This is a genomic window from Bacteroides salyersiae WAL 10018 = DSM 18765 = JCM 12988 (assembly GCF_000381365.1).
GTDB lineage: Bacteria > Bacteroidota > Bacteroidia > Bacteroidales > Bacteroidaceae > Bacteroides > Bacteroides salyersiae.
On record NZ_KB905466.1, the window covers coordinates 2,986,556 to 2,999,808 of the forward strand.

Genomic DNA, 13,253 nt, shown 5'->3' on the forward strand with positions numbered 1-13,253 from the left:
GAGTAATCGCCTCTTTAGCTCAGTTGGCCAGAGCACGTGATTTGTAATCTCGGGGTCGTTGGTTCGAATCCGACAAGAGGCTCGAAAAAGTTAAAAGTTGAGAGTTGAAAATTGGAAGTTTTAGATGGCTTTTATGATTTAGCTGGAAAACTGAAGACTTATCGAAAAAAAAGTTGATACTGATGTTTAGGGGGTTGATTGTTTGGTTTTCAACTTTTAATTTTCAACTAAAAGAGGGGCAAATACCAGAGTGGCCAAATGGGGCAGACTGTAAATCTGCTGGCTTACGCCTTCGGTGGTTCGAATCCATCTTTGCCCACCAACAAGAAAATAGAGTGTAAACTTTAGCAAATGCGGAAGTAGCTCAGTTGATAGAGCATTAGCCTTCCAAGCTGAGGGTCGCGGGTTTGAGCCCCGTCTTCCGCTCTCTTTTTTTCTTGCTGTTATAGCTCAGTGGTAGAGCACTTCCTTGGTAAGGAAGAGGTCCCGGGTTCAAATCCCGGTAACAGCTCAGTAAGATGTAAATGCTGATTATTAATCAAATAAATAACAAGTAAAGCTATGGCTAAAGAGAAATTTAATCGTGACAAACCGCACGTAAACATTGGTACAATCGGTCACGTAGACCACGGTAAGACAACTTTGACTGCTGCTATCACTACTGTGTTGGCAAAAAAAGGTCTTTCAGAATTGCGTTCTTTCGATTCAATCGATAATGCTCCTGAAGAAAAAGAAAGAGGTATTACAATTAATACTTCACACGTAGAGTATCAGACTGCTAACCGTCACTATGCACACGTAGACTGTCCGGGTCACGCCGACTACGTTAAGAACATGGTAACTGGTGCTGCTCAGATGGACGGTGCTATCATTGTGGTTGCTGCTACTGATGGTCCGATGCCTCAAACTCGTGAGCACATTCTGTTGGCTCGTCAGGTAAACGTTCCTCGTCTGGTTGTATTCATGAACAAATGCGATATGGTTGATGATGAAGAAATGTTGGAACTTGTTGAAATGGAAATGAGAGAACTTCTTTCATTCTATGATTTCGATGGTGACAATACTCCTATCATCCGTGGTTCTGCTCTGGGTGCATTGAACGGTGTAGAAAAATGGGAAAATAAGGTTATGGAGTTGATGGATGCTGTTGATACTTGGATTCCACTGCCTCCGCGTGATGTTGATAAACCTTTCTTGATGCCGGTTGAAGATGTGTTCTCTATTACAGGCCGTGGTACTGTAGCAACAGGTCGTATCGAAACAGGTGTTATTCATGTAGGTGACGAAGTTGAAATCCTTGGTCTGGGTGAAGATAAGAAATCAGTTGTAACTGGTGTTGAAATGTTCCGCAAATTATTGGATCAGGGTGAAGCTGGTGATAACGTTGGTCTGTTGCTTCGCGGTATTGACAAGAACGAAATCAAACGTGGTATGGTTCTTTGTAAACCGGGTCAGATCAAACCTCACTCTAAATTCAAAGCTGAGGTTTATATCCTGAAGAAAGAAGAAGGTGGTCGTCATACTCCGTTCCACAACAAATACCGTCCTCAGTTCTATTTGCGTACTATGGACTGTACAGGTGAAATTACTCTTCCGGAAGGAACTGAAATGGTAATGCCGGGTGATAACGTAACTATTACTGTAGAATTGATCTATCCGGTAGCATTGAATCCGGGTCTTCGTTTCGCTATCCGTGAAGGTGGACGTACGGTAGGTGCTGGTCAGATTACTGAAATTCTTGACTAATATTAAATAATTTAATCAGTTCCCGGTGTATATCGGGAACTGATTATGTACAAACGGGAGTAGCTCAGTTGGTAGAGCACCGGTCTCCAAAACCGGGTGTCGGGAGTTCGAGCCTCTCCTCCCGTGCTAATTTTTATAAGATGAAAAAAGTAGTAGCTTATATTAAAGAATCTTACGACGAACTTGTTCATAAAGTATCGTGGCCTACGTATTCAGAATTATCCAGTAATGCAGTTGCTGTTTTATATGCTTCCCTGATAATTGCAGTATTGGTATTCCTGATGGATCTTTGTTTCCAAAATTTTATGGAAAAATTAATTTATCCACATTAAAGAATGGCGATGTCTGAGATAGAAAAAAAATGGTACGTTTTACGTGCTATTAGTGGAAAAGAAGCTAAGGTTAAAGAGTATCTTGAAGCTGATATTAAAAACAGCGATCTTGGTGAATATGTGTCTCAGGTATTGATTCCTACCGAAAAGGTATATCAGGTTCGCAATGGTAAAAAAATTGTGAAAGAGAGAAGTTATCTTCCTGGTTACGTTTTGGTGGAGGCCGCTCTGGTAGGTGAGGTATCTCATCACTTGAGAAATACTCCTAATGTGATAGGTTTTTTGGGCGGCTCTGAAAAGCCGGTACCCCTTAGACAATCAGAAGTGAATCGTATACTTGGTACAGTGGATGAACTGCAAGAGACGGGAGAAGAATTGAATATCCCGTATGTTGTGGGTGAAACTGTAAAGGTTACTTTTGGCCCTTTCAGCGGATTCAGTGGTATCATTGAAGAGGTGAATAGTGAAAAAAAGAAACTGAAGGTCATGGTAAAGATATTCGGGCGCAAAACACCGCTTGAATTAGGCTTTATGCAAGTGGAAAAGGAATAGTACAGGTGTTACGCTGTAGTATTCTTTATTAATGTTTATATATAAATCAATTAAAAAATGGCTAAAGAAGTTGCTGGACTAATCAAATTACAGATTAAAGGAGGCGCTGCAAATCCATCACCTCCCGTTGGACCTGCATTGGGTTCTAAGGGAATCAATATCATGGAATTTTGCAAGCAATTCAATGCCAGAACCCAAGACAAGGCAGGTAAGATTTTACCTGTTATCATTACTTACTACGCAGATAAGTCTTTCGATTTTGTAATCAAGACTCCTCCCGTTGCAATTCAATTACTTGAGTTGACTAAGGTAAAGAGTGGTTCTGCTGAGCCTAACCGTAAGAAAGTTGCCGAGATTACTTGGGAACAAGTTCGTACGATTGCTCAGGACAAAATGGTTGACTTGAACTGTTTTACTGTGGAAGCTGCTATGAGAATGGTTGCAGGTACAGCTAGAAGTATGGGTATCGCTGTAAAAGGGGAGTTCCCGGTTAATAATTAATAAACTTCAATTGTAATGGGTAAACTGACAAAAAATCAAAAGTTAGCTGCAGGAAAAATTGAAGCAGGGAAAGCATACTCACTGAAAGAAGCTGCGTCTTTGGTAAAGGAAATCACTTTTACTAAGTTTGATGCTTCATTAGATATTGATGTACGTTTAGGTGTTGACCCACGTAAGGCCAATCAGATGGTGAGAGGTGTTGTTTCACTTCCTCATGGAACTGGTAAGGAGGTTCGTGTGTTGGTATTATGTACACCGGATGCTGAAGCTGCTGCAAAAGAAGCTGGTGCTGATTATGTTGGTCTGGACGAATATATCGAAAAGATCAAAGGTGGATGGACTGATATTGATGTGATCATCACTATGCCGTCTATCATGGGTAAAATTGGTGCACTCGGTCGTGTGCTCGGTCCTCGTGGATTGATGCCTAACCCGAAGAGTGGTACTGTGACTATGGATGTTGCTAAAGCTGTGAAAGAAGTAAAACAAGGTAAGATTGACTTTAAAGTTGATAAGAGTGGTATTGTTCATACCTCAATCGGTAAGGTTTCATTTGATGCAGAAAAGATTCGCGATAACGCAAAAGAATTTATTGCTACATTGAATAAGTTGAAACCGACTGCAGCCAAGGGTACATATATTAAGAGTATTTATCTTTCTAGCACGATGAGTGCGGGTATCAAAATCGACCCGAAAACGGTAGAGGAAATCTAATAAAACGGAGGAATAATGAGAAAGGAAGATAAAAATACGATTATTGCGCATATTGCTGATACGGTAAAGGAATACGGTCACTTCTATTTGGTAGATGTAACAGCTATGAATGCTGCTGCTACAAGTGAATTGAGAAGAGCTTGTTTCAAGGCTGGCATCAAATTGATGTTGGTTAAGAATACATTGCTTCATAAGGCACTTGAATCTTTGGAAGAAGACTTCTCTCCTCTTTATAATTCTTTGGTTGGTACTACTGCTATCATGTTTAGTAATGTTGCTAATGCACCTGCTAAATTGATCAAAGATAAGGCTAAAGACGGAATTCCCGGACTGAAAGCTGCTTATGCAGAAGAAAGCTTCTATGTTGGTGCTGACCAGTTGGATGCTCTCGTAGCTATTAAGAGTAAAAATGAAGTTATTGCTGACGTTATTGCCCTGTTGCAGTCACCGGCCAAGAATGTTATTTCTGCTCTTCAATCAGGTGGTAACACCCTTCACGGAGTTCTCAAGACTCTTGGTGAACGTACCGAAGCGTAAGTTTCGAAAAAGGGTCACTGACTGTGAAGGAAGAATGACCCAAAATATTATACAATTAAGTAATTAAACAATTAAAATCATACAAAAAATGGCAGATTTGAAAGCTTTTGCAGAACAATTAGTTAACTTGACAGTAAAAGAAGTTAATGAACTTGCAACTATCCTTAAAGAAGAATACGGTATTGAACCTGCTGCTGCAGCTGTAGCTGTTGCTGCTGGTCCTGCAGCTGGTGCTGCTGCCGCAGAAGAAAAAACTTCTTTCGACGTAGTATTGAAAAGCGCTGGTGCAGCTAAACTTCAGGTTGTTAAAGCTGTTAAAGAAGCTTGTGGTCTTGGCTTGAAGGAAGCTAAAGACATGGTAGACGGTGCTCCTAGCGTAGTAAAAGAAGGTTTGGCTAAAGACGAAGCAGAATCATTGAAGAAAACATTGGAAGAAGCTGGAGCTGAAGTTGAACTTAAATAACATTAGCCTGGTAATCAGGTAATTCGGTTAAGAATCCTTCGCAAGAGGATTCTTAACCTTTTTGTGTATATATTTAAAATTAAGTTCTTCAAATTCATTGACAGATGTCTTCAAATACTGTAAATCAAAGAGTTAATTTTGCTTCGACTAAGAATCCGCTTGAATATCCGGATTTTCTGGAAGTACAATTGAAGTCATTCCAAGACTTTCTACAACTAGACACCCCGCCCGAGAAGCGTAAGAACGAGGGATTGTATAAAGTATTTGCTGAAAACTTCCCCATTGCCGATACAAGAAATAATTTTGTTCTTGAGTTTTTGGACTATTATATTGATCCGCCGCGTTATACCATTGATGATTGTATAGAGCGTGGGCTTACTTATAGTGTCCCTTTGAAAGCGAAACTCAAGCTCTACTGTACCGACCCTGATCATGAGGATTTCGATACGGTGATTCAGGATGTGTTCCTCGGTCCGATTCCTTACATGACAGATAAAGCTACTTTTGTCATTAATGGTGCCGAGCGTGTAGTTGTGTCTCAGCTTCATCGTTCTCCAGGTGTATTTTTCGGTCAGAGTGTTCATGCTAATGGTACGAAGCTTTACTCGGCACGTATTATTCCGTTCAAGGGTTCATGGATTGAGTTTGCTACCGACATCAATAATGTGATGTACGCATACATCGATCGAAAGAAAAAATTGCCTGTAACAACGCTGTTGAGAGCGATAGGCTTCGAAAATGATAAAGATATTCTTGAGATTTTTAACTTGGCAGAAGATGTTAAGGTGAATAAGACAAATCTTAAGAAGGTAGTAGGCCGCAAGTTGGCTGCACGTGTATTGAAAACTTGGATTGAAGATTTCGTTGATGAAGATACCGGTGAGGTTGTTTCTATCGAGCGTAATGAGGTAGTTATCGACCGTGAGACTGTCATTGAGGAAGAACATATCAATGAGATTATCGATTCGGGTGTCCAGAATATCTTGATTCATAAGGATGAGCCGAATCAATCTGATTATTCTATTATATATAATACTCTGCAGAAGGACCCGAGTAACTCGGAAAAGGAGGCAGTGCTTTATATTTATCGTCAGTTGCGTAATGCAGATCCTGCTGATGATGCAAGTGCACGTGAGGTTATTAATAACCTGTTCTTCTCAGAGAAGAGATATGACCTTGGTGATGTAGGTCGTTACAGAATCAATAAAAAGTTGAACTTGACGACGGATATGGACGTACGTGTCCTCACCAAAGAAGATATTATTGAAATCATCAAATATCTGATTGAATTGATTAATTCAAAGGCGGATGTGGATGATATTGACCACTTGAGCAATCGTCGTGTGCGTACGGTAGGCGAACAGTTGTCTAACCAATTTGCTGTTGGTTTGGCACGTATGTCACGTACTATCCGTGAACGTATGAATGTTCGTGATAATGAGGTGTTTACCCCGATTGACTTGATCAATGCGAAGACGATTTCTTCTGTGATCAATTCTTTCTTTGGAACGAATGCATTATCGCAATTTATGGACCAGACAAACCCGTTGGCGGAAATTACTCACAAACGCCGTATGTCGGCTTTAGGTCCTGGTGGTCTTTCTCGTGAACGTGCCGGATTTGAGGTTCGTGACGTTCATTACACGCATTATGGTCGTCTTTGCCCGATTGAAACGCCGGAAGGTCCGAATATCGGTTTGATTTCATCATTGTGTGTGTTTGCTAAAATCAATGACCTCGGATTCATCGAGACTCCTTATCGTAAGGTTGCGGATGCCAAAGTGGATCTTTCGGATAACGGCTTGATTTATTTGACTGCCGAAGAAGAAGAAGGTAAGATTATTGCCCAGGGAAATGCTCCGTTGAACGATGATGGAACATTTGTTCGTAATAAAGTAAAATCCCGTCAGGATGCCGACTTCCCGGTAGTAGAGCCGGCAGAAGTTGAACTGATGGACGTATCTCCTCAGCAGATTGCTTCGATTGCTGCTTCTTTGATTCCGTTCCTTGAACATGACGATGCTAACCGTGCGTTGATGGGATCGAACATGATGCGTCAGGCAGTTCCTTTGTTGAGAAGTGAAGCTCCTATTGTAGGAACCGGTATCGAGCGTCAGCTGGTTAGGGATTCACGTACGCAGATTACGGCGGAAGGTGACGGTGTGATTGATTACGTAGATGCAACCACTATCCGTATTTTGTATGATCGTACGGAAGATGAAGAGTTTGTAAGTTTTGAATCGGCTCTGAAAGAATATAGAATTCCTAAATTCCGCAAGACTAACCAGAATATGACTATTGACCTTCGTCCGATCTGCAACAGAGGTGACAGGGTAACAAAAGGCCAGATATTGACGGAGGGTTATTCTACTGAGAACGGTGAATTGGCATTGGGTAAGAATTTGCTTGTTGCTTATATGCCGTGGAAAGGTTATAACTATGAGGATGCCATCGTATTGAACGAACGTGTGGTTCGTGAAGATTTGCTGACTTCTGTCCATGTAGAGGAATACTCGTTGGAAGTTCGTGAGACAAAACGTGGTATGGAGGAATTGACTTCTGATATTCCTAATGTGAGTGAAGAAGCAACTAAAGATCTTGACGAAAACGGTATTGTGCGTATTGGTGCACGTATTCAGCCGGGTGATATCATGATCGGAAAGATTACTCCGAAGGGAGAATCAGATCCTTCACCGGAAGAAAAATTGCTTCGTGCTATTTTCGGTGATAAAGCCGGTGACGTGAAAGATGCTTCTTTGAAAGCTTCTCCTTCATTGAAAGGTGTGGTGATCGATAAAAAACTCTTCTCTCGCGTAATCAAGAACCGTAGTTCCAAGTTGGCAGATAAGGCTTTACTTCCTAAAATCGATGACGAATTCGAAGGTAAAGTATCTGATCTGAAACGTATCTTGGTGAAGAAGTTGATGACGCTGACTGAAGGTAAAGTTTCTCAGGGGGTCAAAGACTATTTGGGTGCTGAAGTTATTGCCAAAGGTTCTAAGTTTAGTGCTTCCGATTTTGACTCACTTGATTTTACATCTATCCAGCTGAGTAATTGGACAAGTGACGAACACACCAATAGTATGATTCGTGACTTGGTGATGAACTATATTAAGAAGTATAAAGAACTGGATGCCGAACTGAAACGTAAGAAGTTTGCTATCACGATCGGTGATGAGCTTCCTGCCGGTATTATCCAGATGGCTAAAGTATATATTGCTAAGAAACGTAAGATCGGTGTAGGTGATAAGATGGCGGGTCGTCACGGTAACAAGGGTATTGTTTCACGTGTCGTACGCCAGGAGGACATGCCGTTCCTTGAAGATGGAACTCCGGTTGATATTGTTTTGAATCCGTTGGGTGTACCTTCACGTATGAATATCGGACAGATATTTGAAGCTGTTCTCGGACGTGCCGGAAAAACGCTGGGTGTGAAGTTTGCAACTCCTATCTTTGATGGTGCTACCATGGAAGATCTCGATGAGTGGACAGACAAGGCCGGTTTGCCTCGTTACTGTAAGACTTATCTTTGTGATGGTGGTACCGGTGAACAATTCGACCAGCCGGCAACTGTTGGTGTGACTTATATGTTGAAACTCGGTCACATGGTTGAAGATAAGATGCATGCTCGTTCTATCGGTCCGTACTCGCTCATAACTCAGCAACCTTTGGGTGGTAAAGCTCAGTTTGGTGGTCAGCGTTTCGGAGAAATGGAGGTTTGGGCACTCGAAGGTTTCGGTGCAGCGCATATTCTTCAGGAAATTTTGACGATTAAGTCAGATGATGTTGTAGGACGTTCCAAAGCCTATGAAGCGATTGTGAAGGGCGAACCTATGCCGCAACCCGGTATTCCGGAATCTCTGAACGTGTTGTTGCACGAGTTGAGAGGTTTAGGATTAAGCATCAACCTGGAATAATTATTTAGTTGAAAGTTGATAATTGATGCTGGAGTGATTCTGCTTTCAATTATCAATCTTCAACTTTCAACTTTCAACTTTTAATTTTCAACTATATTATAGTATGGCTTTTAGAAAAGAAAATAAGACGAAGAGCAATTTCTCGAAAATCTCTATCGGTTTGGCTTCTCCGGAGGAAATCCTTGAGAATTCGAGTGGTGAAGTATTAAAGCCTGAAACCATTAACTACCGTACGTACAAACCGGAACGTGATGGCTTGTTCTGTGAGCGTATCTTTGGTCCTATCAAAGACTACGAATGCCATTGTGGTAAGTACAAACGTATCCGTTATAAAGGGATTGTGTGTGACCGTTGCGGTGTGGAAGTTACAGAAAAGAAAGTGCGTCGTGAACGGATGGGACATATCCAGTTGGTTGTGCCGGTGGCTCACATCTGGTATTTCCGTTCGCTTCCTAATAAGATAGGTTACTTGCTGGGATTGCCTACCAAGAAACTCGATTCCATTATTTATTATGAGCGTTATGTTGTTATTCAGCCGGGTATAAAGGCGGAAGATGGCATAGCTGAATATGATTTGCTTTCAGAGGAGGAATATCTGGATATTCTGGATACACTTCCGAAAGAAAATCAGTATCTGGAAGACACAGACCCGAATAAATTCATCGCCAAGATGGGTGCAGAGGCTATCTATGACTTGTTGGCCCGTCTGGATCTGGACGCGTTGTCGTATGAATTGCGCCATCGTGCCGGAAACGATGCTTCACAGCAGCGTAAGAACGAGGCGTTGAAACGTCTGCAGGTTGTAGAATCATTCCGTGCATCACGTGGACGCAACAAACCGGAATGGATGATCGTACGTATCGTACCGGTTATTCCGCCTGAACTTCGTCCGTTGGTTCCGTTGGATGGTGGTCGTTTTGCTACTTCTGATTTGAATGACTTGTATCGTCGTGTCATTATTCGTAATAACCGTTTGAAACGTCTGATCGAGATCAAGGCTCCCGAAGTAATTTTGCGTAATGAAAAACGTATGCTTCAGGAATCGGTGGATTCACTGTTCGACAACTCACGTAAATCAAGTGCTGTTAAGACAGATGCTAACCGTCCGTTGAAATCATTGTCAGACAGTTTGAAAGGTAAGCAAGGACGTTTCCGTCAGAATCTGCTCGGTAAGCGTGTTGACTACTCTGCTCGTTCGGTAATCGTTGTAGGTCCCGAGTTGAAAATGGGTGAATGCGGTATTCCTAAGTTGATGGCTGCAGAACTTTACAAACCGTTTATCATACGTAAATTGATTGAACGCGGTATTGTGAAGACCGTAAAATCCGCGAAGAAGATTGTTGACCGCAAGGAACCGGTGATCTGGGATATTCTTGAGCATGTAATGAAAGGACATCCGGTATTGCTGAACCGTGCACCGACGCTTCACCGTCTGGGTATTCAGGCGTTCCAGCCGAAGATGATTGAAGGTAAAGCTATCCAGTTGCATCCGCTTGCTTGTACGGCATTTAATGCCGACTTCGACGGTGACCAGATGGCGGTTCACTTGCCTTTAAGTAATGAAGCTATTCTTGAGGCACAAATGTTGATGCTTCAATCACATAATATTCTGAATCCGGCCAATGGTGCTCCTATCACTGTGCCTGCACAGGATATGGTTCTTGGTTTGTATTATATTACCAAGTTGCGTACCGGTGCTAAAGGTGAAGGTTTGACTTTCTACGGACCGGAAGAGGCATTGATTGCGTATAACGAGGGTAAGGTGGATATCCATGCTCCGGTAAAAGTAATCGTGAAGGATGTTGACGAGAATGGTAATATTGTGGATGTAATGCGTGAGACTTCTGTCGGACGTGTTATTGTGAACGAGATTGTTCCGCCTGAAGCTGGCTATATCAATACGATTATCTCTAAGAAATCGCTTCGTGATATTATTAGTGATGTAATTAAGGTGTGTGGTGTGGCGAAGGCTGCCGATTTCCTTGACGGAATCAAGAACCTCGGTTATCAGATGGCCTTCAAGGGCGGTCTGTCATTCAACTTGGGTGATATTATTATCCCGAAAGAGAAAGAGACACTGGTTCAAAAGGGGTATGACGAAGTAGAGCAGGTGATCAATAACTATAATATGGGTTTCATTACCAACAACGAACGTTACAATCAGGTTATTGATATTTGGACACATGTCAACTCGGAGTTGTCTAATATTCTGATGAAGACTATTTCTTCTGACGATCAGGGCTTTAACTCTGTATACATGATGCTTGATTCGGGTGCCCGTGGTTCTAAGGAGCAGATTCGTCAGTTGTCTGGTATGCGCGGTTTGATGGCTAAACCGCAGAAAGCCGGTGCAGAGGGTGGTCAGATTATTGAAAACCCGATTTTGTCGAACTTTAAAGAGGGACTTTCGGTGTTGGAGTATTTTATCTCTACCCACGGTGCTCGTAAAGGTTTGGCTGATACGGCGTTGAAGACTGCTGATGCCGGTTATTTGACTCGTCGTCTGGTAGATGTTTCACACGATGTTATTATTAATGAAGAAGACTGTGGAACTCTTCGTGGATTGGTTTGTACGGACTTGAAGAATAACGATGAAGTTATTGCTACTCTGTATGAGCGTATACTCGGACGTGTATCTGTACATGATATAATTCATCCTACTACAGGCGAATTATTGGTTGCCGGTGGGGATGAAATTACAGAAGATATCGCTAAGAAGATTCAGGAATCTCCGATTGAAAGTGTTGAAATCCGTTCAGTGTTGACTTGTGAATCTAAGAAAGGTGTATGTGCTAAATGTTATGGACGTAACCTTGCAACGAGCCGCATGGTTCAGAAAGGTGAAGCTGTCGGTGTAATCGCTGCCCAGTCAATTGGTGAGCCGGGTACACAGTTGACATTGCGTACGTTCCATGCCGGTGGTACAGCCGCCAATATTGCAGCTAATGCGAGCATTGTAGCTAAAAATGCCGCTCGTCTGGAATTCGATGAGCTCCGCACGGTTGACATTGTTGATGAGATGGGCGAATCTGCGAAAGTGGTGGTAGGTCGTTTGGCTGAAGTACGTTTTGTGGATGTAAACACTAATATTGTTCTGTCTACTCATAACGTTCCTTACGGTTCGACATTGTATGTATCGGATGGCGATGTGGTTGAAAAGGGTAAGCTGATTGCTAAGTGGGACCCGTTCAATGCCGTTATTATCACGGAAGCTACCGGTAAGATTGAATTTGAGAGTGTTGTTGAGAATGTCACTTATAAGGTTGAATCGGATGAAGCGACCGGACTTCGTGAAATCATCATCATTGAGTCTAAGGATAAGACAAAAGTGCCTTCGGTTCATATTCTTACTGAAGATGGCGATTTGATCCGTACTTATAACTTACCTGTGGGTGGACACGTTATTGTTGAAAACGGACAGAAAGTGAAAGCTGGTGAGGTTATTGTCAAGATACCGCGTGCTGTAGGTAAGGCCGGTGATATTACCGGTGGTCTTCCCCGTGTTACGGAGCTTTTCGAAGCGCGTAATCCGTCGAATCCTGCCGTTGTATCAGAAATCGATGGTGAGGTTACGATGGGTAAGATTAAACGTGGTAACCGTGAGATCATCGTTACATCTAAGACCGGTGAGGTTAAGAAGTATCTCGTGGCCCTATCTAAGCAAATTCTGGTACAGGAGAACGACTATGTGCGTGCTGGTACTCCGCTATCGGATGGTGCTATTACTCCGGCAGACATTTTGGCAATTAAAGGTCCTACGGCAGTGCAGGAATATATTGTGAACGAAGTTCAGGATGTATACCGTCTGCAAGGTGTGAAGATCAATGATAAGCATTTCGAAATAATCGTTCGTCAGATGATGCGTAAGGTGGAAATTGACGAGCCGGGAGATACGCGTTTCCTTGAACAGCAGGTTGTGGATAAACTTGAGTTTATGGAAGAAAACGATCGTATCTGGGGTAAGAAAGTGGTCGTTGATGCCGGTGATTCTCAGAATATGCAGCCGGGTCAGATTGTTACTGCCCGCAAGTTGCGTGATGAAAACAGTATGTTGAAACGTCGTGACTTGAAACCGGTTGAAGTACGTGATGCCATTGCGGCTACATCTACGCAGATACTCCAAGGTATCACGCGTGCTGCATTGCAGACTTCCAGCTTTATGTCGGCAGCATCTTTCCAGGAGACTACGAAAGTGTTGAATGAGGCTGCTATCAATGGTAAGATCGATAAGCTCGAAGGAATGAAAGAGAACGTTATTTGCGGTCATTTAATTCCGGCAGGTACAGGTCAGCGTGAATTTGACAAGGTTATTGTCGGCTCAAAAGAGGAGTATGATCGTATCTTGGCAAACAAGAAGACTGTGCTTGATTATAATGAAGTAGAATAAGAATACCGAATTGGTTATTATAAAAAGAAGGGGCAATCACTGTAATAGTGGCTGCTCCTTTGTTTTAATAACTGTTTTTCAGTTTTGTTTTACCTCCTTCACCG

Annotated in this window: 9 protein-coding genes and 5 tRNA genes; all 14 read left to right on the forward strand. The window is 42.3% G+C overall.

Annotated elements, in window-relative coordinates; all coding sequences use genetic code 11:
* Positions 1–8 precede the first annotated feature (8 nt).
* The 14 genes from HMPREF1532_RS10945 to rpoC all read left to right on the forward strand — a co-directional run bounded on the left by HMPREF1532_RS10945 (position 9) and on the right by rpoC (position 13,149).
* Positions 9–82: transfer RNA gene (locus HMPREF1532_RS10945), tRNA-Thr, on the forward strand.
* 154 nt (positions 83–236) lie between these two features.
* A tRNA-Tyr gene (locus tag HMPREF1532_RS10950) sits at positions 237–322 on the forward strand.
* A 31-nt stretch (positions 323–353) separates the two neighbouring features.
* Positions 354–426: transfer RNA gene (locus tag HMPREF1532_RS10955), tRNA-Gly, on the forward strand.
* Positions 427–439: 13 nt separating this feature from the next.
* Positions 440–511 (forward strand) — tRNA-Thr (locus HMPREF1532_RS10960).
* A 50-nt stretch (positions 512–561) separates the two neighbouring features.
* Positions 562–1,746, forward strand: coding sequence for an elongation factor Tu (tuf, locus tag HMPREF1532_RS10965; RefSeq protein WP_005928979.1), 1,185 nt, complete (start codon positions 562–564; stop codon positions 1,744–1,746).
* Between the two features lie 53 nt (positions 1,747–1,799).
* Positions 1,800–1,872 (forward strand) — tRNA-Trp (locus tag HMPREF1532_RS10970).
* 14 nt (positions 1,873–1,886) lie between these two features.
* Positions 1,887–2,078: a preprotein translocase subunit SecE gene (secE, locus tag HMPREF1532_RS22020; protein ID WP_025819171.1), complete on the forward strand. Its 192-nt coding sequence runs from the start codon at positions 1,887–1,889 to the stop codon at positions 2,076–2,078.
* Positions 2,079–2,087: 9 nt separating this feature from the next.
* Positions 2,088–2,630 carry a transcription termination/antitermination protein NusG gene (gene nusG, locus HMPREF1532_RS10980; protein WP_002558086.1) on the forward strand — a complete coding sequence of 181 codons (543 nt, stop codon included), beginning with the start codon at positions 2,088–2,090 and terminating at the stop codon, positions 2,628–2,630.
* A 57-nt stretch (positions 2,631–2,687) separates the two neighbouring features.
* Positions 2,688–3,131, forward strand: a complete 444-nt coding sequence (gene rplK / locus HMPREF1532_RS10985; protein WP_005928985.1) for a 50S ribosomal protein L11 — start codon at positions 2,688–2,690, stop codon at positions 3,129–3,131.
* Between the two features lie 15 nt (positions 3,132–3,146).
* A complete protein-coding gene (gene rplA / locus HMPREF1532_RS10990; protein ID WP_002558084.1) occupies positions 3,147–3,845 on the forward strand; it encodes a 50S ribosomal protein L1 in 699 nt (232 codons plus the stop codon).
* 15 nt (positions 3,846–3,860) lie between these two features.
* Positions 3,861–4,382 (forward strand): 50S ribosomal protein L10, encoded by a 522-nt coding sequence (gene rplJ, locus HMPREF1532_RS10995; protein ID WP_005928988.1) that lies wholly within the window; start codon positions 3,861–3,863, stop codon positions 4,380–4,382.
* A gap of 88 nt (positions 4,383–4,470) precedes the next feature.
* Positions 4,471–4,845, forward strand: coding sequence for a 50S ribosomal protein L7/L12 (gene rplL / locus HMPREF1532_RS11000; RefSeq protein WP_005928990.1), 375 nt, complete (start codon positions 4,471–4,473; stop codon positions 4,843–4,845).
* Positions 4,846–4,949: 104 nt separating this feature from the next.
* Positions 4,950–8,762, forward strand: a complete 3,813-nt coding sequence (gene rpoB / locus HMPREF1532_RS11005; protein WP_005928992.1) for a DNA-directed RNA polymerase subunit beta — start codon at positions 4,950–4,952, stop codon at positions 8,760–8,762.
* Between the two features lie 103 nt (positions 8,763–8,865).
* Positions 8,866–13,149, forward strand: a complete 4,284-nt coding sequence (gene rpoC, locus HMPREF1532_RS11010) for a DNA-directed RNA polymerase subunit beta' (protein ID WP_005928995.1) — start codon at positions 8,866–8,868, stop codon at positions 13,147–13,149.
* The last annotated feature ends 104 nt before the right edge of the window (positions 13,150–13,253 follow it).